The following is a 25,901-nucleotide window of genomic DNA, read 5'->3' as shown; positions in this document are numbered from 1 at the left end:
ACGGCCTGCTTCGGAGAGTCGAACGTGAACCGAGACGCATTCGTGACCGGCCGAGACGTGGATCACGACGGAGTGACGGGCCGACTGTTCGAGGGGTTCGGTCCGGACCCCCACCACGGCGTTCTCGTCCTCCACGGCTCCGGCGGTGCCGGCGGATACGAAGAGGACTACGCCCGACTCCTGGCCCAACACGGCTACACCGCGTTCTGCGTCGAGTACTTCGGCGCGCCGGGGACCCCGGACTCGCTCGAACGGGTCTCGCTCTCGTACTTCGAGCGCGCAATCGAGTGGCTGACCGAACGATCGAACGTCGCCTCGGACAGAGTCGGAGTCGTCGGGTTCTCTCGGGGCGGCGAGGCCGCGTTGCTCGTCGGGAGTCACTGCCAGCAGGTCGGTGCCGTCGTCGGATACGTCTCGAGTGGTTACGCCTTCCCTGCACCGACGTGGATGGCGGGCATCGAGGAGGAGGGACCGGCGTGGCTCCGCGACGGCGAGCCCGTTCCCTATCTCCCCGTGGAGGGCGTCGCCGACGTGGACATGGCGGGGTACGACGACGTGGTGACGACCGACGTCGACGCCGCTGCACTGGCGGTCGAGCGCGCGACCCCGGAAGAACTCGAACGCGCGGCGATTCCGGTGGAGCGAACCGACGGGCCGGTACTGGTAGTGAGCGGCGATCAAGACACGGTGTGGCCCGCGTCCGACCTCTCCGAGGTAGTCGTCGAACGTCTCGCGGCCCACGGCCATCCGTGGCCGTTTCGACATCTCGCGTCTCCCGACGCCGGGCACGCGATTCGAGTCCCCTACCGATTCGACGGTGGGGACGACCCGGAGGCAGAACACGAACTCGGCGGAACCAACGCCGGGAACGCCCGCGCCGCCGCCGACGCGTGGCAGACCGTACTCGACTACCTCGAGCGCGGTTTGCGGAACAGGGAGGGCTTCGCGTAGCGGCCACGCCACAGTCAGGACGCTTCCAGCGAGTCCACCACTTCGCGGAACTCCTCGCCGTCCAGGTACTGCGACGCACCTGCCCAGACCGCGTAGCGAACGCCGTCCTCGGCCCAGATGGCCTCCCACGCGCCCTGCTCCTCGGTCAACGCAGCGTAGTGGACGGTCGTTCCGCGGAGGTCGGTGGACTCCCGCACCTCGCCCGACTGGTCGGACGATTCCGGCGGAAGCGACGGCGCGAGTGGACTCTCCTCGTCGGTCGCCAGCATCCAGAGGTGGTCGCTCCCGTTCTCCCGGTTTCGGAAGATCAGTTCCGTCGCGTCGGCCTCCGAGAACGCGAGCGCGGAGTCGAAGCCGAACTGCTCGCCGGACGGGACGAGCGCCGGAACCGGCGGGTCGGTCCGGAGCGCGACCGGCGAGAGCGCGAGGCTGTCCTCGTAGGGATGCTCGGGGGCGTAGTCCCACAGTCCGTGGGGGACGACCGGCGGGCGACACTTGTAGCGCGCCCAGTAGTCGAGCCGATGGAACGGGACCTGTCGGACGCGGCGCGCTCCCTCGGGGTCCGCGGGCGTCAGTCCGTCGAGGAGGCGGGTCAGTTCGTCGTCCGTGAACTCGCCCTCCGAGACCGAGAGTTCGATTTGGGTCCGGTCGCGCTGGACGCACGCGCCGCGCTGGTCTTTGTAGTCGGTGCCGAGCCACCCTACGGCGTCACCGCACTCGAACGGGGTCGGCTCCGGGGTGCGCCACAGCGGGGCGATGCTCGCGGCCGACGGTGCCCAGTCGTAGAGGAACTGCTTGAGTCGGAGTCGGCGGCCCTCGCCCGCGACGACCGTCCGGACGCTACAGGGGTTGCCGTCGCTGTGTGGCGTCTGGTCGATGTCCTCGGCCGACACGTCGGTCGGGCGACCGGGCGGTCGTTCGGGGCGGCGAGTGACCGTCTCGACGCGACAGTCTTCGGGGAGCCACTCGGCTTCGAAGACGACGAAGTTCACCGCCGCCTGCGCGTCGGCGGGCGTGGTCTCCCGCGGCGGGGCGGCCGCGTCGGTCAGTCTGGCTTCCGGGTCGGCGGTCTGCCAGACGGTCATCGAATCACGCTCGCGCTGACGGGGAGTGTCTCCATGGAATCACGTTCGCTCGACCCCGGGGAAAGTGTTGGCTGAATTGGGTTTTCGTTCGGTTTCCGATACGTTTCGGAGTCGCGTGCGCCGTTCGTCCGCCGAGATTTCCGGCAAGGCCGGAATTTTATAGCCTCCCCGAAAACGAACTCCCGTGACCGACGATTCGTCGCCTACCGATTCGTCTCGCCGCCACACCATCGGTCTCGTCGCCGGACTGTTCGCGCTCTCGGCCGCGGCGGGGGCCTACGAAATCGCTCCGGCGAGCGTCCTGCCGCTCGTCAGAGAGTCGCTCGGCGTGGGGCCGACCGCGGCCGGATGGCTCGTGAGCGTGATGTACCTCACCGCCGTCGTCGCCAGCGTCCCCGTCGGCGTCGTGCTCGACCGTGTGCGAGTCCGCCGGGCCGTCGCGGTGGCCGCGGTCGCGCTCCTCGTCGCCGGAGCGTGGGGCTGGTTCGCCGCGGTCGCGGGGGCCTACTGGTGGCTGTTCGCCTCGCGCATCTTGGGCGGGTTCTCCTACGTCGTGGTCTGGAACGCGGGCGCGAATCTGGTCGGACAGGCGGTCGAGCCCGACGTTCGAGCGACCGCGGTCGGCGTGTTCACCGCGAGTGCGCCCGTCGGATTCGCGCTGGGGCAGTTCGGCAGTCCGCTACTGGCCGACCCGTTCGGGTGGCCCGCCACGCTCCCCACCTTCGCGGCCATCGCGGTGGTCGGCGTCGGAGTCTTCCTGCTCTCGACCCGGGGCCGGAGTCTCGCGGTCGAGACCGGCGCACCCGACCGCAGGGAGGTACGGGACCTGTTCGCCAACCGGGCGGCGTGGACGCTCTACGGTCTCTGCTTTCTGGCGTTCTCGCTGTATCTTTTCCTCAACAGTTGGCTCCCGAGCTATCTGACCGACCGACTCGGGGTCTCGCTCGCGCTGAGCGGTCTCCTGACCGCACTGTTCCCCGCGGTCGGCGTCGTCTCGCGGACCAGCGGCGGAGTCATCTCGGACCGACTGTTCGGCGGGAAGCGCCGCCCGGTCGTCCTGCTGGCGTTCGTCGTGGCCGTGCCCGCGGTCGTCGGGTTCGTCGTCGTCTCGCGGGTCGGTGCGGCGGTCGCGCTCCTCGTCGTCTCCGGGTTCGCGGTCCAACTCACCATCGGCCTGCTATACACCTACGTCGCCGAAGTCGTCGCTTCGGCGGTCCGGACCACGGCCATCTCGATGCTGACCAGCGTCGGCCTGTTCGGGGCGTTCGCCGCGCCGATCGCTGGCGGCGCGATAATCGACCGGGCGGGCTATCGCCCGGCGTTCCTGCTCGCGGGCGTGGTCGCGGTCGCGGGCGTCGTGCTGGCGTGGTACGCGCCCGACAATCGGTGAGATTCGTATTCGATTTCATTAGAAATGAATACCGTCCCTAAGGACAACAAAATATATCTAAAAGACAGATTCTACTGTCCCAAGTCCTCTATCGACCCCGGGGGCGCGGGTTCGCCCGCCACGGTCTCCTCGTGCAGATGACACGCCGCCGGATGTCCGGCCTCGGTCTCCCGGAGGTCCGGATGGTCGCTCTCGCAGACCGTCTCGAACTCGTCGGCCAACAGCGCGCGGGCGGACTCCGCGTCGGCGTCGGTCACGAGCGACTCGACGGCCTCGCGTAGCACCCGGTCGGCGCTCGGGTCGGCGAGTCGGTCGGGGAGGTCGAACTCCGCACGGAGCGCCCACCGGAGTTGGTCGGCGGTGACTTCCTCGGTCGTCTCGGCGTCGGTCTCCGCGACCGCGAACTCCCGGAGACCGTCGAGGTCGAACTGGCCGCGTTCGAGGCGGACGCGCAGGTCCATCACCGCCCGCCAGTTGGCCTGGTCGAACTCGTAGCCCTCCGGTTGGATGATCTCCGGACAGCGCGTGTGGAACCGACAGCCCACGGGCGGGTTCGACGGCGACGGCACGTCGCCAGAGAGTTCGATGCCCTGCCCGCGCTGGCGGGGGTCGGGCGAGGGCATCGACGCGAGCAGCGCGCGGGTGTAGGGGTGCTGTGGACTCTCGAAGAGGGTCTCGGTCGGCGCGAGTTCCACGATTTCGCCGAGGTACATCACCGCCACGCGGTCGCAGACCTCCCGGACGACCCCCATGTCGTGGCTGATGAACAACATCGAGAGACCGAACTCCGCTTGCACGTCGTTCAACAGCGAGAGGATTTCGGCCTGCACCGACACGTCCAGCGCGGAGACGGGTTCGTCGGCGACGATGAGGTCGGGATTGACCACGAGCGCCCGCGCGATGGCGATTCGCTGTTTCTGGCCGCCCGAGAACTCGTGGGGGTAGCGGTCGTAGTCCGACGCCGAGAGTCCGACGCGCTCCAGCAGGTTCTCGACGATACGCCGTCTGCGGCGTTTATCGGCCATCCCGTGGACGACCAGCGGTTCGGCGACCGACTCGCCGACGGTCATCCGCGGGTCGAAACTCGACGTGGGGTCCTGAAATATCATCTGGGCGCGCCTGCGGAATCGCTTGAGTTCGTCCGAATCGAGGTCCGTCACGTCCTCGTCACCGAACCTGACCTCACCCGAAGTCGGCTCTTCGAGTCGGAGCATCGCCAGCGCCGCGGTGGACTTTCCGCATCCCGACTCGCCGACGAGACCGACCGTCTCGCCGGGGTAGACATCGAACGAGATGCCGTCCACGGCCCGGACCCGCCCGACTTCGCGTCTGAGGACGCCCTCGGTTATCGGGAAGTGCTTGACGAGGTTCCGGACCGAGACCAGGGGGTCGTCCTCAGGCATCGTCGGCCTCCCACTTCTCGTCCGCGAGACCGTCCTCCGGTCCGCCGTCGGCGAGACCGCGGTCTCGCTCCGGATGCGAATCCCGGTCGGGTGTCCCGCCCTCGGTGACGACCGAGGGGTCGTGGCTCCCGTCGTAGTAGACGCAGGAGACGCGGTGGTCGTCGCCGAACTCGTAGAGCGGCGGTTGCGCGCCTTCCCCGCACTCGGGGAGCGCGTAGGGGCATCGCGGGTGGAACCGACAGCCGTCCGGCGGGTCGGTCGGGTCCGGCAGGCGGCCGGGGATGCCGCGAGCGCCCGACCCGCGACCGGGCAGGCAGTCGAGGAGGGCGCGGGTGTAAGGGTGGGCCGGGTTCTCGAACAGGTCGTACACGTCGGCGGTCTCCATCACCTTCCCGGCGTAGACGACGACCACGCGGTCGGCCACCTCGGCGACCACGCTCAGGTCGTGGGTAATGAGCAGGACCGCCATGCCGAACTCCTCGCGCAACTCGGCCAGTAGGCGGAGAATCTGGGCCTGAATCGTCACGTCGAGCGCGGTGGTGGGTTCGTCGGCGACCAGCAGGTCGGGGTTCGCCGCGAGCGCCTGCGCGACCACCACGCGCTGTTTCTGGCCGCCCGAGAACTCGTGGGGGTAGTCGCCGAACCGGGTCGCGGCCTCCGGGATTCCCACCCTGTCGAGCAGGTCGATGGCTCGCTGGCGGGCCTCGGTCTTCGAGGCGTCGCTGTGGAGTTTGACCGCCTCGGCGATCTGCCAGCCGACGGTGTACACCGGGTTGAGCGCGTTCTGGGGGTTCTGGAAGACGTGGGCGATGCGACCGCCGCGAATCTCGCGGAGTTTCGCCTCCGAGAGGTCCGCGAGGTTCCGGCCGTCGAAGACGACCTCGCCGTCGATTTCGCCGGGCGGGGATTTGACGAGTCGAGTGATGGCCTCGCCGGTCACGGTCTTTCCCGACCCCGACTCGCCGACCAGACAGACCGTCTCGCCGGGGTACACCTCGAAGGAGACCCCGTCGACCGCCCGGACCTCGCCCTCCTCGGTCCGGAAGCTGACGTTCAGGTCCCGGACCGAGAGGAGGGGTTCGCGGTCGGGAGCGTCCCGGCCGTGCCTGTCGCGGTCGGGGCCGTCGTCCGCGGGCGAGTCGCGGTCGGGCGCGTCGCGGTCGCTCACGATTCGCCCTCCTGCCTCGGGTCGAGTGCGTCCCGGAGCGCGTCGCCGAGGAAGTTGAACGCCAGAATCGTGAAGAAGAGGAAGAAGCCCGGAATCGTGGATATCCACCACGCCGACGAGAGGTCCCCCCGGCCGTCGGCGATGACGCGACCCCACGAGGGGACCGTCGGGTCGCCCAGGCCCAGGAACGAGAGCGCGGCCTCCGCGAGGATGAGGCCCGGAATCGTGAGCGTCGCGGCCGTGATGACGGTGTTCGAGACGTTCGGTACGAGGTGCCGCCAGATGACGTAGGGCGTCGAGGCTCCCGCGCCCTTCGCGGCCCGGACGAACTCCTCTTCGCTCCGCTGGAGCGCCTCGCTCCTGACGAGTCGGGCGATACCACCCCACCCGGTCACGCCGAAGATGACGATGAGCAGGAAGAGGCTCCCGCCGAACAGGTAGACCAGCAGGAGGTAGAGGAAGAACGTCGGGAACGTCAACTGGATGTCCACGTACCGCATCAGGATCTCGTCCACGTACCCGCCGAGGTAGGCCGCCGTGGTCCCGACCGCGGTAGCGAGCACGATGGTGATGAACGTGGCGATGAGACCGACCTGCATGCTCACCTCCATCCCGAAGACGACCATCTTCAGGATGTCCTTGCCCTGTCCGGTCGTCCCGAGGGGATGCTCCCACGACCCCTGGCACTGCCCGCCCACCGTCTCGCCGGCGCAACTCACCGGCACCGACGAGTCCACGCTGGCGAAGACCGGCGGTTGATACGCCGAGAGCGTGTCGAGTTGCGGCGGTTCGACGAGCGCGGTCCCCACGGTGCCGACCACGAAGATGACCACCAGATAGACGAGGCTCACGACTGCCGCCCGGTTCTTCCGGAACTGCCGCCAGTAGTGGACGGTCAACCGACGGTCGACGACCAGCGGGACGACCCCGTAGAAGACGAACGCGAGCAGGGTCAGCAGGAAGAGCCAATCGACAGCCGAGACGTTCCACCCCACCACCGGAATCGTCGGTTGGCCGTCGGCCACGACGAAGTAGTCGTAGGCGAGTAGGACGGCGTAACCCGCGAGCGAGACGAGGAACGCGATAGTTCGTCGCGGCACGGCGAACCCGCCGAGTTCGTCCCAGTCTACGTCCTCGAATCGTTCGGGCGTCGGTTCGCCGGAGTCGGTCGCCATCAGGGTTCCCCCTCCGAGTCGTTCCAGTGCATCATCTATCACCGAAGTCGATTCGCGGGTCGAGGACCGTGTACGCGATGTCCTGTAGCAGGTTGCCGATGACCGCGATGAACACCGGGATGAAGGTCGTGCCGAGGACGAGCGCCGTGTCCTGATTCAGGATGGCGTCGAGGCTCAGTCGACCGAGTCCGGGGATGCCGAAGACGACCTCCACGAGGTAGGACGTCGTGAGGATGAGACCCAGCAGGTCGCCGACGAGGATGGTCGAGAGCGGGACGAGCGCGGGCCGAAGGATGTGGCGCGTCAGGATGCGCCGACCGTCCGCGCCCTTGGCCTTCGCGGTCTTGACGAACTCGGCGTTGACGTACTCCAGCGACTCGGCCCGAGCGTAGCGCATCTCGCTGGCTATCGCCGCGGTCGTCAGCACGAACACGGGCAGAATCAGTTGTTTGGCGTTCTGGACCGAGAACGTCGCTACGTTCGGGTCGAACAGGACGGGTACCCATCCCAACTGGACGGCGAACACCAGAAGCAGGATGATGCCGAACCAGAAGTTCGGGATGGAGATGCCGAAGAAGGCGACGAAGGTGCCGGCGTAGTCGGCAAGCGTGTATTGGTGGGTCGCCGAGTAGAGACCGATGGCGATGCCGACGACCGTCGAGACGAGGACCGCCGGGACGCCGTACATCAGCGAGTAGGGGTACGCGTCGAGTATCGCCTCGATTACGGGTTGGGAGCGAGTGTCCGACCACCCCCATTCGAGGGTGAAGACGTTGACCATGTAGTTGGAGTATCGCTCCCAGAGCGGGGCGTCGAGACCTCGCCGCGTCTCGTACGCTTCTCTGGCCGCCTCCGCATCGCCGCCGCCCTGGGCCGCCTGGAACTGGAGTTGTGCGGCCTGCGCGTCGGGCGTGATTTCCAACAGCAGGAACGTGATGGTGAGGATGACGAACGTCGCCACGAACGCCCACGCGAGTCGCCGGGCGACGTACCAGCGCATGCTCACCCGAGCATCACTCCTGCTGGAAGTACCACGTGTTGGAGTTCCACCCGAAGTCGAAGACCTCCTGAGGTCCGACGACCTCGTCCTGGAAGCCGTCGATATCGACGCCCATGTTCATGAAGTTACACGGCTGTTCCTCGCTCAGAATGCCGAAGATTCGGGCGTACAATTGCTGGCGCTCCGATTCGTCGGTCGCGCTCGACGCCCGGTCGTAGAGGCTCGCCATGTCGGCCTCGGGCACGTAGCCGAAGTAGTTGGTCGAGGAGGTCCGGGTCCAGAACGACCGCGTGGAACTCGGCGTCCGCGGAAACGTGTTGAAGATGATGCCGTACTGCATGTCCCACGACTCCTCGCTGACGGCCTCGTCGCGCGGTCCGGCGTTGAACGGCCCGGCGTTGTACTCGGGTTCTCCCTCGCCCTGGAAGGAGTTCTGGGCGTACTTCTCCAACAGGGTGTTGAACTGCACGCCTTCGAGTTCGACGTTGATCCCGATGTTGCCGTACTCCTGCTGGATGAACTCCACTGTCGTCCGGGTCGTCTGGGTCCCGACCGGCCAGACGAGTTTCAGGGTGAGTTGGTCGCCGCCGGGACCGACCACGGTGTCACCGTCGTAGGTGTACTGAGTTCCCCCGAGGGCTTCTTCGAGGCGGCTCCGGGCCTCTTCCGGGCTGTAGGCATCGCCCACGCCGGTTTCGACCACTTCGGAGTCGTCGTACCACCGGGAGAACTCGGGCTGGAAGGTGTGCGCGACGTTCCCGAACCCGCGCAGAATGTTCTCCACGACCGCCTGCTTGTTCACCGCGAACGAGAGGGCGAAGCGGACCTCCCTCTTCCGGAAGGGTTCCCACCCGTTCGCACGCTGGTTGTAGATGAGCAGCGAGTTGAACGGTTGCGGCGCGACGTTGACGTTGATGTCCTGATTGTCCTCGAACTGCGAGACCTTGTTCTCCGGAATCGAGGTCTGGGTGAGTTCACCTGTCTGGAGCGCCGAGAGGCGCGTACTCTCCTCCGGAATGACCTGATACGTCCAGCTCTCGAAGTACGGCGCGCCCTGCCACGCCTCGGCGTCGTACCCCTCGGGAATGTCCTCGACGTTCTGCATGTAGTAGTCGTCGTTGCGGGTGGCGACGAACTCGGCCTCGCGGTTCCAGCGCTCGAAGTTGTACGGTCCGAGGTTACCGGAGTAGGCCAGGGTCTGGACGTCCTCGTCCTGCTGGAGTCCCTCCAAGTCCTTGTCCGGGACGTACTGTTCGAGCAGTCCTCTCGGCATGCAGAACTCGCCCCACATGACGGGTTTCAACGGGAAGGCCGGGTCTACTTCCGGGAGTCGGATTTCGAAGGTGAGTTCGCCGGTCTGTTCGACCGGGATGAACTCGTCGTTGCGTATCCAGTCGCTCTGGTTCGCGTAGCCCGCCCAGTTGTCCTCGGCCTGAAAGACCTCGGTTATCATGTACACCCAGTCGTCGGCGGTCATCTGACCGTAGTCGCCGCCCCACTGGAGACCGTCCCGAATCTCGACCGTGTAGGTCTGACTGTCCTTCGTGGAGATGTCACACCAGAGCGGGAAGACCTCCGAGTTCGGTGGCGGCGTCAGCGCGTACGAACTGTCCAGCGTCAACGCGACTCGGTTGGCCGATGGCACGTCCGCGATCTGGATGAAGTTCAGCGTCTCGGCGTCTGTCGCATCGCCAACGACGTAATCACCTCGTACCTCTCGCTCGCCCTGAGCGGTCGTCTCCTGTCCGCCTTCAGTAGTCGTTTGCTGTGCCCCCACGCTCCCGGTTCCCACACCTGCGGCCCCTGCCGCACCCACACCCAACACCTTCAACAGTCCACGGCGGTTCGGGAACAGAAGTGCGCTCGGCGTATCACTTTGTTCCTCGTTGCCGAATGACATGGAAGTATATAATGGACTATGATTAAATATACACTTGGGTTTACCCCTTCTCACGCCGGTTGAATTCAAATCCGTTTCGGCGTTGTTTCCCGGCGTCAGTGCGTGAAGTTCGCGTTCGGTGCTTCGTCGGAAGGTATTTTGCCTCTGGAAAACGACTACTACAGTCGGACGGGGGAAAACCATGGCAGACAAACCACACCAGAACTTGGCCATCATCGGCCACGTAGACCACGGGAAATCGACGCTAGTCGGGCGACTCCTCTTCGAGACGGGGAGCGTCCCGGAACACGTTATCGAACAGCACAAAGCGGAGGCCGAAGAGAAGGGGAAAGGAGGGTTCGAGTTCGCCTACGTGATGGACAATCTCGCCGAGGAGCGCGAGCGCGGCGTGACTATCGACATCGCCCATCAGGAGTTCCAGACCGACGAGTACTACTTCACCATCGTGGACACGCCCGGCCACCGCGACTTCGTGAAGAACATGATTACGGGGGCGAGTCAAGCCGACAACGCCGTCCTCGTCGTCGGCGCGGACGACGGTGTCGCACCCCAGACCCAGGAACACGTCTTCCTCGCCCGGACGCTCGGCATCAACGAACTCATCGTCGCCGTCAACAAGATGGACGCAGTAGAGTACGACGAGACCCGCTACAAGGAGGTCGTCGCCGAGGTCAAGGATCTGCTGGATCAGGTGCAGTTCGACACGCAGGACGCCGAGTTCATCCCGATTTCGGCGCTGGAGGGCGACAACGTGGTCGAGCGAAGCGACAACATGGAGTGGTACGACGGCCGACTGATTCTCGAGTCGCTCAACGACCTCGAAGAACCGGAGCCACCGACCGACGCGCCGCTCAGGCTTCCGATTCAAGACGTGTACACGATTTCGGGCATCGGGACGGTCCCGGTCGGACGCGTCGAGACCGGCATCCTGAACACGGGCGACAGCGTGTCGTTCCAACCCAGCGACGTCGGCGGCGAGGTCAAGACCATCGAGATGCACCACGAGGAGGTTCCCAAGGCCGAGCCCGGTGACAACGTGGGGTTCAACGTCCGCGGCGTGGGGAAAGACGACATCCACCGCGGCGACGTGTGCGGACCCGCGGACGACCCCCCGAGCGTAGCCGAGACCTTCAAGGCTCAAATCGTCGTGATGCAACACCCGAGCGTGATTACGGCGGGTTACACGCCGGTCTTCCACGCCCACACCGCGCAGGTCGCCTGCACGCTGGAGTCCATCGACCAGAAGATAGACCCCTCGTCGGGGGAAGTCGAGGAGGAGAACCCGGACTTCATCCAGTCGGGCGACGCCGCCGTGATTACGGTCAGACCGCAGAAGCCACTCAGCATCGAGTCCTCGTCGGAGATTCCCGAACTCGGAAGCTTCGCGATTCGGGACATGGGCCAGACCATCGCGGCCGGTCGCGTGCTAGAAGTCAACGAACGCTGAGACGCCGGGGACCGCCTCGGCCAAGAGAACCCGGTTTCGAGCGAGTCTTCGGAAAGACGTACGAATTAATCGCCGAAAAGCCAGAAATTCCAATCCTCGTTATTCGGGATAACGAGTAGCAAAGAGATTGGACAAGTATTAGTGGTCCCCATAGCAAGCACCGATATCACTCGTCGATGAGCATCCCGGAAATTCCATTCGTCCATCAAATACGCGACTGGGGGCCTGATGACCGAATATTCGATACTCTGTTGCTCGTTGGCCCACTCGTTATTGCGGTTTTTGTTTTAGTAGGCCGAACCTCGGTTACGATGGGGCTCGCTGCGACGTATCTCGTCGCATTCGTCACGTACGTGCTGTACAAGTGCGTTCACTAACCCCCGATTCGAGTAACACGACAAAAGTAGCGTACGAACGAGGACCCCTTCTTCGAGTGCGGTCAACCATCACTGCACTCCCCCATCGATCGAACCCTATCGGCTACAGAGTATAAACACCTCCACACAGGATAGTTTCTGTATGGTCGAGTTCGAGGCGCTATCCCGCGACGTAGGCAGGATACTTCAGGCTCTTTCGGGTCTGATGTTCGTCTCCATCTTCGTATCCGTTGTCTGGGGGGAGTATTACGCCGTTCCGGGCTTGCTCATCTCCGGTGGAATCACGCTCGTCGTCGGGAGTGCCCTCACTCGTATCGTATCGGAAGAGGTGGAGATCGGAAAGTTACATGGAATGATTATCGCGGCCAGCGGATGGTTTCTGGTTGCGGTTTTCGGGAGTCTTCCGTTCTACCTGATCGCATTGACCGTTCGGAGCAATCCAGCCGTTTTAGCCACACCCGAACTGACGCCAACGCTCGACGCCTTCACGAATCCCCTCAATGCCCTCTTCGAGAGCATGAGCGGCTTTACCGGCACGGGTCTCACCATGACCGACGACGAGAGCGTCCTTCCGCACACACTCCAGTGGTGGCGGTCGTTCAGCGAGTGGGTCGGCGGTGTCGGCGTCATCGTCCTCACGACGGCCATCCTCGCCCGGCCCGGCAGCGGGTCGCTCACCCTCTATGAGAGCGAAGCGCGCGAAGAGAAAATCCATCCAAGTATCGTTTCGACCGTCCACACTATCTGGTGGATTTTCCTCTTGTTCACGTTCCTCTCGATTACGCTCTTGTGGTTGGCCGGTATGCCGATCTGGCACGCCATCAATCACGGCATGACCGGCCTCTCGACTGGGGGTTTCAGCGTCACTGATGGGAGTATCGGTGCGTACGACAGCGTCGTCATCGACTTCACGCTCGTTCCCGTCATGATTCTCGGGGGTATCGCGTTTCCCGTGCACTACCTCGTCCTCCAAGGCGAACTCCGGAACTTCTACACCGACCTCCAGACCCGGTGGTTCTTCGTCTTTCTCGCCCTCGGCAGTGGAGTACTGACTTCGCTACTCGTAATCACCGGCGTGTACGACTCGGAGTTCGAGGCGTTTCGCTACGGTCTCTTTCAGTTCGTCTCCGCGCTATCGTGTACCGGGTTCCAGACTGCTGGACGCCTCGGGCCGGCGTGGCCCGCAGAAGCGCAGTTAGCCATCGCGTTCGCTATGTCGATCGGTGCGGCGGCAGGTTCGACCGTCGGTGGCATCAAACTCATCCGCGTCGCGACGTTTTTCAAGGGAACGCTGTATCGTATTCAGGGTGTATTCTACCCGGACACGGTGATTCGCCGGTTCGAATTGGATGGACGGAAACTCTCCGACGAGGAAGCGTCTCGAGAGATCGAGGAAGCAGCCATCATCTCGTTTCTGTGGGTCGTGTTCCTGTCGGTCGGAACTGTCGTCCTACTCCTCGTCGTTCCGAGTGGGCCGAACCAGTTCACGTTGGAGAACGTTATTTTCGAGGTGACGAGTGCTCAAGGGAACGTTGGCCTCTCCGCAGGCATCACCGGGCCCGAGATGCCAACGCCAGCGAAGGTCATGTTTTTGTTCAACATGTGGATCGGCCGATTGGAGATTATCCCCGTACTCGTTCTGATTCGGAGTTTGTTCGAAACGTTCGACGGGTACTCGTAACATCGGGAGCGTCTTCCAGTCAGTTACTTGCTCTGTTGCAGAATGTACTTCGCGGGCTTTCTTCGTCGGTCCTTCGCAGCGTCGTACTGTTCTTCTCTACGGGTACAGAGTACCGGACGTTCAGAGGAGTCACCTCCGATGACGACCGATTTGGCCCCTACACTTTGGGAACCTGCAGTTGAACACTGCCTCGATGTACATCATCATCGTCGGAGCGGGACAAATCGGCACTCCACTCATCGACCTTGCAACAAGCACAGGGCACGAAGTCGTAGTAATCGAACAGAACACGGCCAGAGCCGACGAGATCGCAGATTCGTACGACGCTCTAGTTGTCAACGCAGACGCCACGACGATGAGTACGCTCGAAGATGCAAATATCGATCGGGCTGATGCCCTCATTACCACGACAGACGTGGACGCGACGAACGTGATGGTGTGCCTGCTCGCCAAACGGGTCGGAGTTCCATCAGTCGTCTCGGTTGTTCACGACCCCGACCACATGGACCTGTTCGAAGAGATCGGTATCAACATAATGGAGAACCCTCAGCGATTAATCGCTGAACACCTCTTCCGGTCCGTCGTCCGTCCGTCGATCGTTGATTACATGAAAATTGGCGAGCAGGCAGAAGTGTTCGAGATTACTATCGACGAAGATGCACCGATCGTTGGAAAGACGATTCAAGAGGCCGCGTCGGAGAGACTGCTAAAACCAGACATGCTCATTGTCGCCGTCGACCGAAGCGAAACGGACGAGCCAATCACTCCGAAAGGCGATCTCAGACTCGAACCAGGAGACTTAGTAACCGTGTATTCTGGTTCTGGGGCCACTCCCGAAGTAACAGATGTATTCGGCCACTACGAAAACCCCGAGTAACGTTCTTCCTCGGTGTCTTGTTGGCCGTCCCGAATCCTTGATGTGTAGCCAGAAATCGGACGCTCACAGTTACAGGAACTTAAGACGAAAATCCGTTATCTGACTCACGGGCGGAGAGAATAGCTACACCGATCGAGAGTAATCCTCACGGATAGGGTGTGGCTGGCCAGTAACCGAAACGGTCGCGAGCGATGGGAGACACCGCGACGTCACTTCAAGTTCCGGGACGCGGAGGCTTGTCCCCCTACAGAAGCCGTGGCCAATCCGACGAGGCCGCGACTAATAGACCGACGCCTGTGACGAAGATGCGCCGAAGCCGGTGTGTGTAACGAGGGTTTCTGTAGTTGTCGTTTCCCCACGGTAGAGGGGACGTTTCACGACGGATAACGTCGCGCGACGAACGACGAACACGCCGTGTACGGGACTTATAGGCACTGTCACGGCGTGACCATCGTTCACCGAGAGAGGGGATAGTGCGTCCGAGCATCTCGCTAGCTGTGATAACGTATGGCACAGAAACCGCGTGCATCGACTGCGACTCGGTCCGTGGCGAGCGATCGCCGGACGTTCCTGAAATCGCTCGTGTTCGCTCTTCCGTTCGGGCAGTCGATTCGGGGGATAGCCGACCAGTCAACCGGTTCGTATCCGCCCGGCTACGAAACCGACGATATCGATGCCACGCGCGCCCTCGCACAGCACACTCAGCGTGTCACCGGTTCCACCTCCGTCCACACGAACGTCTCGTATGCGGCGACCGCCAACGGCGGTGCATCCGTCCGTAGGGTCGAAGCGTGGACGGACTTTCGGCGGAACGTCCAGTTGGTAGACGCCACAGCGGTGTACGCGACCGGCCAGCGGTATGCCGCGGACGGGGTGGTGTACACGAAGACGGCGGTCAGTTACGCTGACACCGTCAGCTACGACCGTACGCGCGGCGACATCCTCGTAGACCGCTCCACGGGCGTCAACGTCTTGGAGAGTTTCCTCCCCGACCTCGACTTCGGTATCCACGAGACGACGACTGCGAATGGCCGACGTCTGTACACCTACGAGGCCTCCGATTTAGACGGCGAGTCGTTTACCATCTATATGCGGCGGGCCGAGACCGTACGGTCGGCTACTGCGTCGCTCACCGTCGATGAACGGGGCCAAATCCACGCCTTCACGTTCGACCTCGACGCGTGGGGTGACGACGGTAATCCGCTGACCGTCGAGACAACCGTCGAACTCGACGGCTTCGGCCAGACGACTGTCCAGGAACCCGAGTGGGTACAGACCAAGTTTCGGCAGGATTGAACCGATCAATCTCTGTTTCCCCCGCCATTTACGTACGCTCCCTCCGTGAGTGACCTTCGAGACGGGTTCGTCGTTCGACCGGATAGGTCCCGTCCGAATCTACAACTGGTAGTTTCCGGCGGGTATCTCGCCTCGTTTCGGTAGCGAGAGTACGCTGGACGATACCCGAAGAACTCCTGTTTCGACGTCGTTGGTTTCTCGATGGCAACGAGTCTGTACGCTGAAATAACGTCGATTATACTCTCTCCGTGTTCACGATTTCTCTCCGCGCGTGGCGAGTCGTCCTCGTTTTCGGACAGGCCCACTACGCGACAGGACGACGTCCGTGTGTAACCGTATCCTGTCGCTAGTAGTCTTGTACTACCGTGTACAGTCCTGAACAATATCGATTATTAATGGTCGTATAGCTGGTCGACGTAGGACAGAGGAGGGAGAGAAACCTGACCGAACACAGGCGTGCCAGTCTCGACTATCATGACAACACCACTCGACGACATCGCGTTTCTCGCGAACTCCGAAAACCGCGTGACGGTTCTCGATGCGCTCGCAACCACTCCTCGGACACGGCAGGACTTGCTCGAAGAACTCGACGTCTCACGCGTCACTCTCGCACGCATCCTTCGGGATTGTAAAGCGCGGCACTGGGTGGAACAGAAAGACGAGGCGTACACAGTGACACCGCTGGGTGAGTGGATCTACGACGAAATCACGGACGTCCTCGACGTACTGGAGACCGAACACCAACTCCGTGAGGTGTTACCGTGGTTCCCGATCGACGACGTCGACTTCGAGATAGAGTGGCTACGCGATGCCGAGGTCGTCCGCCCGACCGAGAGTGACCCGACGACGCCGATTCGGCGTGCCGCCGTCCAGTTGCGTGGCGGAACCTCCGTCCGGGTTCTCACGATGCAGGTAGTCGCCTCCTTTTTCGACATCGTCGGAGAGCCTCTCGTCCAGGGCGAGATGGCGTTCGAAGCCGTGGCTACACCTCGCGTTTACGAAACGATCACGAACGACTCCCGGATGGCGGTTGCATTCCGCGAGTTGGCCAACGCGGAGGACGTGACCTTCTTCGTCACCGACGACGTTCCGTTCGTCCTGCACGTCGTCGACGATAGCGTACTCATCGGTCTCGTCGACGATGACGGAACACCGCGTGCAGCGATAGAGAGTGCCGACGAGACCATCCACGCGTGGGCTATCGATCTTTTCGAGACCTACGTCCGGCGCGCAGAGCCGGTCACCCGTGAGGCAATCACGGCGTGAGTACGACGGTGCTGACCGACCGAGTACGCATCCCCCGTCGGCACTCCGTAGACCGTCGTTCGCTACAAATTACTCGTACCCGGTAGTTCCCAGATAAATTCATACCTATTTATAATGAGGTTCAGAGTATCGTCCAGTATGAACGCAGCAATAGACGAGCTCGCGTTCCTCGCCAACTCGTCCAACCGAGTGGAAATCCTCGACGCCCTCGCCGACGCGCCACGTACACGATACGACCTTCTCGAGCAAACCGAGATCTCCCGCGTGACGCTCGGTCGTATTCTCCGTGAACTCGAGAACCGTCGTTGGATCGTCCGACGTGACCGAGAGTACCGGCTCACACCACTTGGCGAGTGGATCTGCGACGAGTTCACCGACGTGGTGGAAGCGGTGGAAGCCGAACACCAGTTGCGCGAGGCTGTGCGGTGGCTCCCGTCGGAGTTAGTGACGTTCGACGTTCGTTGTCTGCGTGGTGCCGAAGTCATCCTGCTCGACGGAGCCGACATGACCAAACTCGAACGACGGATACTCGAGTTTCACCGCTCCGGCGAGTGGATTCGTGGCTTCGCACGTGGCGTTTCTCCGGAAGCCGTCGAGAACCACTGGGAATTGGCTCTGTACGAGGGAACGCGAATCGAGATGGTCGTAACACCGGATACACTCGACGCCCTCCAGAACGACCCGCCGTCGGTCCAGCGATTCCGTGACCTGCTCGACCACCACCGCGCCCACTATCTCTTGTACGAAGACGTCCCGCTTTCGGTTGGAATCGTCGATGACACCGTCGGAATCACGCTTACGGACGAGCGGGGAATTCCCCAAGGAGGCGTGGCGACCGACAACGAGGCCGTCTACGAGTGGGCCGTGGATCTCTTCGAGACCTACTGGGAGAAAGCAGAAGTGATCGATCCCGACTTGCTCACTGAATGAGGCCACGGTTACTGGGACACGACAGTGTCGTCTACCTCTCGATTCACCCTGTAACCGGCAACTACGTCACGTTCGTGGCGTGTACGTCGTTCACCCAAGAAGGTGTTACGAGAGGGGAGCGTTCCCGCAAGTGTGGTAGATCATGGCAATTCGATCGCGCGAAGCGGCCGACGACGAGTCTCCAAAACACGGCCGACGGACGTTCCTCGAAGGCGTTGGCGTGGCCACAACGACGGGGCTATTGGGGTCAGGTTCAGCGACGGCGTGCACACTGTCTGAATTCTCCCGTTCAGTTGGAAACGAAGTGCCGGAAGACGCCTGGCGGCAGTTCGCCCACGACCCCGGCAATACCGGCTACAATCCCGTCGCCACCGGGCCCGCCGACCGGAGACGACTCGGCAACGCCGAGCTGGCGATCTCCCTGCCGGAACTAGTCGAGGTGAAGTGGCAGTACACCTCGCCTGCGGGGAGTATCTGGCTGCCAACCATCGCTGACGACACGCTCTACGCTGGCGACTTAGACATGCACGACCCCGAGACGAGTCCGGGTACGGTACACGCGGTGAATCTGTCGGACGGCACGGAGCGCTGGCGTGCCAACGTGGCAGACGGTGCAACGAGCGCCACGGTGGTCGGTGATACCGTTTTCGTCGAGAGTTGGGATACGAACGTGTACGCCCTGGATGCGGCGACCGGCGAGGAACGCTGGCGCTACGACGCACCCACTGCACCGCCGGGCGAGATTCACGTGTACGACGGCACCGTCTACATCCCAAGCCGAGATACTACCCTGTACGTGGTCGATGCGTCGACCGGTGACGAACGGTGGCGGTTCGAGGAGATCACTGCCGGCGGGCCAGGGATTCCCGCTATAGCCAACGACACCGTGTACGTCGCCACGCCGGGGGCACAGACTGCTGCCGGGAACAGCGTCTACGCTCTCGACGTGGCGACAGGAGCAGTGCGCTGGCAGTTCGATGAACCGCGGCAGACGACGACGCCGATTGCACCGGATAACACGACGGAGGCGCGAAGCACGGTCTTCGTGGCTGAAGGCCCAGGTGAGGGCTCTGGAGAGGGTGTCGTGTACGCGATCAACGCTACGACCGGGGAGCAGCGCTTCCGATTCGACGCGCCAACGAGTCGGACGCTCGGGCTTGCGGTCGCTGATGACACCGCCTACGTCGGGAGTATCGACGGCGCCGTGTACGCGTTTTCGACGAAGACTGGTGAGGAACGCTGGCAGTTCGAGGAACTCAGCGGCCCAATCGCGTTCGTGCCGACCGCGGTGCCCGAGACCGTCTATATCGCCCACTCCGACGGGAATCTCTACGCGCTCGACGGGGAAACAGGCCGACTCCGCTGGCAGTTCGACGAGGCTCCCGGCGGTGTTCTCTCGCCATCGCTCGTGGGTGACACGGCCTACGTCGCGAGCGGAAACGGTACCCTGTACGCGGTGTCGTGACTCGCTGCATCCACGTATTGGGATAATCGCTCCGGTGTTCGGTATCCGTTCCGGAAGGAGGACGAAAATCACGATTCAGACGTTCGTAGTCTCATCACCTCCCGTTTCCCAGAGGTCGAGAACGAACTCCTGACAAAGAGGTAGCCGGAAGTGCGAGACCGACCCTGTGGTTGGCTCAACTACAGCCGATGCCCACAGCCACACTTCCCGATGCAGTAGCTCGTTCCCGCACCGGAGAACTCGACGCCGAGTGTCGCCAACACCCCCAACAGGCTCGAGAGAGTGTCTTCCCGAGGCCGAACCGTCGCAGCCGTCGCCCCGTACGGCATCGCCCCGACCGGAATCGTTGCAGTAACCTCGCCGCTGGCATGGTCGATGACCTTGACCTCGTCGTTCGTCTGCACGGGCACGTAGAGGCGCTCGCGGCTCGGCCCCCACGTGCCGACGAACGCCGACCCACCGAGGTCGATTCGGTCGGTCACCGCGCCCTCGTCTAGATCGATTACGGTAACGTCGTTCGAATCGGGCGTGAACACGTACGCCCACTTCGAGTCGGGGCCGATCTCGCTCGTGAACGCACCGTTTCCGAGTCCGTCGTCGGTCGTCAACCGTACCCTCTCGGTGGGCGCTGCCGGGTCACTGGTGTCCCAGATACTCTCGGTCCCGGATTCGCCCTCGAAGTTCTCTACGAGCAGTACGTCCCCGTTCCAGCCAGCGGTTCCCATGAACGGTTGGACGGCACCCGCACCGTCGTCTGGAGCAACCGATATCTGATTTGCGAGTTCGAACGCGTCGATGTCGATTACCGTCAGGGTGTCTGCGAAAATATCGGGGACGTAGGCGTACGCGCCGTCGGGATGAATGGTCACGTCACAGGGCCCCGGCCCATCGTTATCGCCACGACCTTCTTCGTCCGTGCGGTCGATCTTCACCGTGACCTCGCCGAACGAGTCGGAATCGGGGTCGGCGTCGATGCGATACTGGGTGTGGGCCGGTTCCCGTGCACTTACGACGAGATGCTTGCCATCTGGTGTCACTTCCTGCCAGTTCGCGCCCGACCCAGTCTCGACGGCTGCAACCTCCGAGAGCGACCCGACTTCCACCGCCCGTACGCCGCGGTCAACGTTGAGCCACAGGGGGTCGCTCGGGGTATCCGTCAACTGTGGTGTGAACTGGTTCGACGGGAACGACGACGTCAAATCCAGATACGGAGTGGCGACGACTTCGTCGCTGGCGGCGTCGATGACACTGACCGTCATGTCCCCGGTATTGAACACGAAGATGGTCTCGGAGTCGGTATTTACGTCGTCGTGGCTATACGTCGGGTCCGTCCATCCGGCGGTCATCCCAGCGCTGGCGGCCATCGATCCCGACAGGAGGCACCGTCGAGAGATGCCCGTTGGGCGTGAGGTCCCTCGGCCTCGATTCGGATAGAGAGTCTCGGAGTCACCCGTCACGTGTTCTCTCCCCGGTGGCGTGTCATGGTACAAGAGATAGACGTCGTTTTCCATCATCTTTGTTATTTGCTAACTATTTGCAGGGAAATGGCTCGAGGCTGTCGCCGATGGCCACGTCCGTCCGGACTCCAACAGTATCTGCTCGTGGAGGCAGGGACGAACTGCTTGAACGACTTGCACCACGCATTGATATCGTCGCTTTGCCATCGATTAGAAAGAGTCGCCCACGCTTGCTACCGACCTGTCCAGCGGTCGTCGAAAATTGCACCTAAATAGGTCGTTGACGACTCCGAAGCGCTTTCGGAACGCGGCCATGACGAACACACGAACCCGTCGTAGCCCTCCGCGTTCATCACGGGTACTTCCGTAATCCGGACCGAGTCGCGACCGACTCGTCCTCGGGAGCGCTGTCGAGTGTATCCGGATCAGAATCGGATTCCGACGTTGGGATAGTTGTGTCACGGGTGTCGTCACGGCTGACTGGGACGTGTTGTACCGCCCGCCGCTTATCGATCGCGCTTCGTGCCGTGACGGCGATTCGAATGACCATCCAGGTGACGACTACGGGAAGCGCGAAGATGAGTGTCCAGATTACCAACAGACCGAGCAACTCACCCGCCATCTGTCTTCCTCTGTCCCAGACGGCATAGCCGACTCCTGTCCGTAGCCGACCACCACCGAGATAGCGATTCGCCATCCCGTTCGGGTGGTCTCAACCGGTGAAAGCGGACACAGCATCGAGTGCCAATCACCCGTAGGAGGTACGGTGCCAAATGTTCGGTGTGGTTTGCACCGATTTCCATAAGAGAACGGTCGGTAGTCGAGGGTATCACATCTCCGGGTGTACACAGTACACACCATGATCAGCGGATATCGGCCAATCGTACCGTGAACGAGAGGATGGCCTCAAACCAGTAGTCGAGTCCCCGTCGGTCGAGACAGATAGAGAGCATACACTCGGAACACGGAAGAACTCCGGGAGTGACGTAACGAACTCCCCTTCTCTTGGCACGACGTAATCGTCACCGGAGCGCGAAAGAACGGGGCGTCGGAGTGACTTCCTCCCCGCCTGCTCGCTCCCTGGTCGTTAGTCTATATGCCGAGCCACTCGTCGTTCCGGACTTGGTACCCGTTCGCCCGGCAGAACTTCGCCGCTTGCCGGCGTACTCCCCTGGACCCCGGGAGTTTTTCTTTGTCGTTAATTTGCTCGACGATCCAGTCGCCGATAGCCTGAATCCCCTCGTCGTCGTCATCGGCGTCGATCGCTTCGAGTTCCCGGAACGTCTTCTCGTAGGCCTCGCGCTGTGATCCGCGGAGATTCGCGTTCGGAAGCTTCTCGTTGGCTTCCACGACCCGTTTCATCGCGGCGGCGACCGTCGGCCGTTGTACCCGGGTTCGGACGGCAGCAGGGGAGTCGAACGTCTCCTCGGCCGTGTCCGGTACCAGTTCCTCGACGGCGTAGGTCCTGTCGGCCGATTCGACCTCGCGGTCGCCGACCGCCGCGACGACCTCGGTCCCCGTTGCCGGGAACTCTAGCGATTCGAGTTCCGTCTCGATGTCGGCGAGTTCTCCCGCTTCGACCGGTGGCTCTACTTCGTCGCCGCGACTCAGTTCCGCGGCGACGTCGCGTTCTCGCTGGCGTCTCTCGGCGTCGTCCGCTTGCTTGTCTCTGCCCTTCTTGTTGTCTGCCATCCCGTAATTTTGGCGCTCTAGTCAAATAGTCCTGTGGTCCGTGACGGTTGCTCCCGAACGTTACGGACGAACTACGAAAACGAGTGATTCGTCCCGTGTCCGGCGAACGAACTCGTCGAGTTCGTCTCCGACGAGTGTCGCGACTCGCTCACTGTGTCGCCAGATTCGGTCACGCTTCTAGGACGGCGGCGGAGTCGAACAGCGTCGGTCAACGCCTCCGACCGGTGATACGGTGGCGGCAGCGCGGAGTCCCAGTCAGCGCGAATTACACACGGACGCCCCAGAAGAACGCGATTCCGAGGACGGTGACTATCGAGAGTAGAAACTGCAACGGTGCGCCGACCCTGAGGAAGTCCGAGAACGTGTATCCACCGGGGCCGTAGACGAAGAGGTTCGTCTGGTAACCCACGGGCGTCATGAACGCCGTCGAGGCCGCGAACGTCACGGCTAACACGAACGCGAACGCGTTCGCTCCGATCGACTGTGCAGTGTTGGCAGCGACAGGGATCATCAACACGACGCTCGCGTTGTTGCTGATGACGCTCGTCAACAAGCCGGTCGCGAGATAAAATATCCACAGGACACCGATTGCCGGCAAGAACGTCGCCGTCGAAGCGACGACTCCCCCGAGAAGCGCAGCGGCCCCAGTCTGTTGAAGGGCGATGCCGAGCGGGATGACACCGGCGAGGAGGAAGATGACGTTCCACTCGACGGACGAATAGAGTTCGGTCGGTTCGAGGACGCCGGTGAAGATCATCGCCACCACCCCTGCCAACGCCGAGACGACGATGGGGAGGACGTTCAACGCCGGGAGGGCGACGACTCCGGCGATGATGCCGACCGCGAACGGGATCTTTTCGGTCCGGTAGGTCGTCTCGTCGAACTCGTGGGCGACGATGAAGTCCTCGTTCTGGACGAGTCGAGAGAGGCTATCGGGTGGTGCCTGTACCAGAAGCGTGTCACCGACGCGGATACGGATGTCCTCGAATCGGTCGCGGACCACGTCACCTCTCGTCCGAAAGGCGAGGACGTTCGCGTCGTAGCGCTGTCGGAAGGTCGAACTCGCCAGGGTTTCGCCGGCGAGGAACGACCCCGACGGAATGACGACCTCGACGAGGACCGGTTCCTCCTCGTCTGGATGCAGGTCGTCTTCGGTTCGGGGACCCCCCGACAGGGTGAGTCCTTCCGCGTCGATAATGCGTTCGAGCGTCTCCCGATTCGTCCTGAGGCGGAGCGTGTCGCTCTCGTGAATCTCTTTGCGTGCGAGGGGTTCGGAGAAACGTTCCCCGTATCGAATCAGCTGTAACACGTCGATGTCCAACTCGTCGTCCCCGAGGGCTTCCTCGACGGTCTGCCCGATCAACGGCGAGTTCGCGGGAACGACGACGTCCGCGAGGTACTCCTGGAGGGCGTACTCCTCGACGAGGTCCTCCTCTGCTGGAATCCGCTTGGGAAGTAATCGAACGCCGACCGTCATGAGGTAGACGGTGCCGACCGCGAACACGACGACGCCGAGTTTGGTGAACTCGAACATCCCGAACGCGTGTAACCCGAGACCGGGCGACTCTGCACCGAGCTGGGCTGCGATATCACTCGCGAGGATGTTCGTCGACGTCCCGATGAGCGTCAACGTTCCCCCGAGCATCGAGGCGAACGACAGCGGCATCAGTAGCTTCGACGGCGACGTCTTCCCCTCGTGTGCGAGGTCTGCGATGACCGGCACCAGGATGGCGACGACCGGCGTGTTGTTGACGAACCCCGAGACCGGACCGGTGACGCCGATCGTCGCGGCGAGTTGCTTGCGCCGGTCGGTTCCGGCGAACGCGGCCATCTTTCGGCCGATCAGTTGGACGATGCCAGTTCGATTGATACCGGTGCTCAGAATGAGCATCGCGAGTACGGTGATGGTAGCGGGGTTCGCGAAGCCCGAGATTCCCTCCCGTGGAGAGATTCGAGTCCACGGCTCAAGAACCATCAACAGGACCATCACGAGGATGGCGGTGACGTCGATCGGAAACCACTCGGTCGCGAACAGAACGAGCGCGAGGAGAATGAGCGCAAAAACGACGAGCATATCGGCCGTCACCGGGCTCGAGACGAGGCCCTGAATTGCCGGCAAAGTCACGGAGAAAGACATACCGAAAGGAGACGTTGACGAGTGAAAAAGGCCGGGTGTCTGTACTGACTGCTATACGCTCCGTAAGCTGCCGGTCGTCGGGGACAGAGAACGCACCGAGAAGCTGCTGGTAGCCAAACCGTTATTCCTCTCAGTCCCCGAGACGGAACATGGAGCTCTCTGTCGTCGACCTTTCTCCGGTCCCCGACGGTGGTACCGCGACGGACGCCTACGCGAACACCGTCGAAGCCGCACGACAAACGGAGCGGCTCGGCTACTCCCGATTCTGGGTGGCCGAACACCACGGGATGGCAGACAGAATCGCGGGAACGACCCCCGAAGTGCTACTCGGGCACCTCGCCGCCGAAACCGATTCGATTCGGCTCGGCTCGGGAGCGGTACTGCTCAACCACTACAGCCCGTTCAAGGTCGCCGAAGAGTTCGGCGCGCTGGACGCACTCGCACCCGGACGCATCGACGCGGGTCTCGGTCGGGCGAACGGCTCGCCCGCCGCCGACCGCGCCCTCGGAACGCAGCGACGCGTCCAGAACCCCGACGAGGACCACACCGAGAAAATCGAAGCCGTCGTCAATCACCTCTACGACGACTACCCCGACGAACACGCCTACAGCGACCTCGAGATTCCACGCTCGGGCGGGGACGCACCCGTCCCGTGGGTACTCGGATCGAGTCCGTCGAGCGCTGCCATCGCCGGCAAACTCGGGTTGCGGTACTGTTTCGCGGCGTTCATTCGGCCGCAACTCGCCACGCGTGCGTTCGAGGAGTACCGCGAGCACTTCCACCCGTCACGGCTGGCTGGTAGCATCGACCACCCGCAGGGAATGGTCGCAGTGAACGCCGTCTGCGCAGACACCGACGAGGAAGCAGCGCGGCTTCGAGCGGTGGCCGAAGCGTCGTTCGAGCGGATGCAACGCGGCGTCGCGGGAACCACGCCGTCCATCGAGGAGGCCATCGACGAACTCGGCGGTGTCCCAGACCCGACACCGGCTACGCTCGATTCCGGCGAGTGGCCGCGAGCGATCTCCGGGAGCCCCGAAACGCTCGCCGACCTCCTGGAACAACTCGCCGAGCGCGTCGGCGTCGAGGAAGTGATGATTCAGCACGTCGTCGCCGAGCACGACGACGCGCTCCGTTCTCACGAACTACTGGCCGAGGGCGTCGGACTCACGCCTCGCTGAGGAGGTGTCCGCTCGCGCTCCACATA

General features: G+C 62.9%; 19 protein-coding genes. 10 read left to right on the top strand and 9 right to left on the bottom strand.

The features are described from left to right. Nucleotides 1-24 precede the first annotated feature (24 nt). Nucleotides 25-951 (top strand): alpha/beta hydrolase, encoded by a 927-nt coding sequence (locus E2484_RS16775; protein ID WP_170977392.1) that lies wholly within the window; start codon nt 25-27, stop codon nt 949-951. Nucleotides 952-965: 14 nt separating this feature from the next. Here the strand turns inward: E2484_RS16775 and E2484_RS16770 are convergent, their stop codons facing one another. Beyond that, nucleotides 966-2,036 carry a hypothetical protein gene (locus E2484_RS16770; RefSeq protein WP_137286327.1) on the bottom strand — a complete coding sequence of 357 codons (1,071 nt, stop codon included), beginning with the start codon at nt 2,034-2,036 and terminating at the stop codon, nt 966-968. 184 nt (nt 2,037-2,220) lie between these two features. Between E2484_RS16770 and E2484_RS16765 the strand changes: the two genes are divergently transcribed. Continuing rightward, nucleotides 2,221-3,426 (top strand): MFS transporter, encoded by a 1,206-nt coding sequence (locus tag E2484_RS16765; protein WP_137286326.1) that lies wholly within the window; start codon nt 2,221-2,223, stop codon nt 3,424-3,426. 71 nt (nt 3,427-3,497) lie between these two features. On the opposite strand, the gene E2484_RS16760 is transcribed toward E2484_RS16765, so the two are convergent. The 5 genes from E2484_RS16760 to E2484_RS16740 form a co-directional block, all read right to left on the bottom strand. Then, complete coding sequence (locus tag E2484_RS16760) at nt 3,498-4,829, bottom strand: ABC transporter ATP-binding protein (protein ID WP_137286325.1); 1,332 nt, start codon at nt 4,827-4,829, stop codon at nt 3,498-3,500. Beyond that, entirely contained in the window at nt 4,822-5,886 is a 1,065-nt protein-coding gene (locus E2484_RS16755; RefSeq protein ID WP_321112690.1) for an ABC transporter ATP-binding protein, read from the bottom strand. The genes E2484_RS16760 and E2484_RS16755 overlap by 8 nt, the downstream gene beginning before the upstream one ends. 107 nt (nt 5,887-5,993) lie before the next feature. Continuing rightward, entirely contained in the window at nt 5,994-7,172 is a 1,179-nt protein-coding gene (locus E2484_RS16750) for an ABC transporter permease (protein ID WP_137286323.1), read from the bottom strand. Nucleotides 7,173-7,203: 31 nt separating this feature from the next. Beyond that, the gene (locus E2484_RS16745) at nt 7,204-8,172 is read right to left on the bottom strand and encodes an ABC transporter permease (RefSeq protein WP_137286322.1); all 969 of its coding nucleotides are present in this window, start codon (nt 8,170-8,172) and stop codon (nt 7,204-7,206) included. Nucleotides 8,173-8,185: 13 nt separating this feature from the next. Then, the gene (locus E2484_RS16740; protein ID WP_137286321.1) at nt 8,186-10,072 is read right to left on the bottom strand and encodes an ABC transporter substrate-binding protein; all 1,887 of its coding nucleotides are present in this window, start codon (nt 10,070-10,072) and stop codon (nt 8,186-8,188) included. A 181-nt stretch (nt 10,073-10,253) separates the two neighbouring features. Here E2484_RS16740 and tuf point away from each other — a divergent pair, with 181 nt between their 5' ends. From tuf to E2484_RS16700, 7 genes are all read left to right on the top strand, one after another. Next, complete coding sequence (tuf, locus tag E2484_RS16735) at nt 10,254-11,519, top strand: translation elongation factor EF-1 subunit alpha (protein ID WP_137286320.1); 1,266 nt, start codon at nt 10,254-10,256, stop codon at nt 11,517-11,519. A 519-nt stretch (nt 11,520-12,038) separates the two neighbouring features. After that, entirely contained in the window at nt 12,039-13,577 is a 1,539-nt protein-coding gene (locus E2484_RS16725; RefSeq protein ID WP_137286318.1) for a TrkH family potassium uptake protein, read from the top strand. A gap of 178 nt (nt 13,578-13,755) precedes the next feature. Next, on the top strand, nt 13,756-14,454 hold the full coding sequence (locus E2484_RS16720) for a potassium channel family protein (protein ID WP_394347926.1): 699 nt from the start codon (nt 13,756-13,758) through the stop codon (nt 14,452-14,454). Nucleotides 14,455-15,000: 546 nt separating this feature from the next. After that, a complete protein-coding gene (locus tag E2484_RS16715) occupies nt 15,001-15,750 on the top strand; it encodes a DUF7537 family lipoprotein (protein ID WP_137286316.1) in 750 nt (249 codons plus the stop codon). A gap of 474 nt (nt 15,751-16,224) precedes the next feature. After that, the gene (locus tag E2484_RS16710; protein WP_137286315.1) at nt 16,225-17,016 is read left to right on the top strand and encodes a helix-turn-helix transcriptional regulator; all 792 of its coding nucleotides are present in this window, start codon (nt 16,225-16,227) and stop codon (nt 17,014-17,016) included. 138 nt (nt 17,017-17,154) lie between these two features. Further along, complete coding sequence (locus tag E2484_RS16705; RefSeq protein WP_170977391.1) at nt 17,155-17,946, top strand: helix-turn-helix transcriptional regulator; 792 nt, start codon at nt 17,155-17,157, stop codon at nt 17,944-17,946. 304 nt (nt 17,947-18,250) lie between these two features. Then, on the top strand, nt 18,251-19,411 hold the full coding sequence (locus tag E2484_RS16700; protein WP_170977390.1) for an outer membrane protein assembly factor BamB family protein: 1,161 nt from the start codon (nt 18,251-18,253) through the stop codon (nt 19,409-19,411). Between the two features lie 179 nt (nt 19,412-19,590). Here the strand turns inward: E2484_RS16700 and E2484_RS16695 are convergent, their stop codons facing one another. The 3 genes from E2484_RS16695 to E2484_RS16685 all read right to left on the bottom strand — a co-directional run bounded on the left by E2484_RS16695 (nt 19,591) and on the right by E2484_RS16685 (nt 24,634). Then, nucleotides 19,591-20,775: a hypothetical protein gene (locus tag E2484_RS16695; protein ID WP_170977389.1), complete on the bottom strand. Its 1,185-nt coding sequence runs from the start codon at nt 20,773-20,775 to the stop codon at nt 19,591-19,593. A 1,185-nt stretch (nt 20,776-21,960) separates the two neighbouring features. After that, nucleotides 21,961-22,560, bottom strand: a complete 600-nt coding sequence (locus E2484_RS16690; protein WP_137286312.1) for a DUF5789 family protein — start codon at nt 22,558-22,560, stop codon at nt 21,961-21,963. Between the two features lie 265 nt (nt 22,561-22,825). Then, nucleotides 22,826-24,634, bottom strand: coding sequence for an SLC13 family permease (locus E2484_RS16685; RefSeq protein WP_137286311.1), 1,809 nt, complete (start codon nt 24,632-24,634; stop codon nt 22,826-22,828). A gap of 212 nt (nt 24,635-24,846) precedes the next feature. Here E2484_RS16685 and E2484_RS16680 point away from each other — a divergent pair, with 212 nt between their 5' ends. Then, nucleotides 24,847-25,875, top strand: coding sequence for an LLM class flavin-dependent oxidoreductase (locus E2484_RS16680; RefSeq protein ID WP_137286310.1), 1,029 nt, complete (start codon nt 24,847-24,849; stop codon nt 25,873-25,875). Nucleotides 25,876-25,901 lie beyond the last annotated feature (26 nt).

This window comes from Halorussus salinisoli (assembly GCA_005239435.1).
Classification (GTDB): Archaea; Halobacteriota; Halobacteria; order Halobacteriales; family Haladaptataceae; genus Halorussus; species Halorussus salinisoli.
This window is presented reverse-complemented; position numbering and strand designations above follow the sequence as displayed.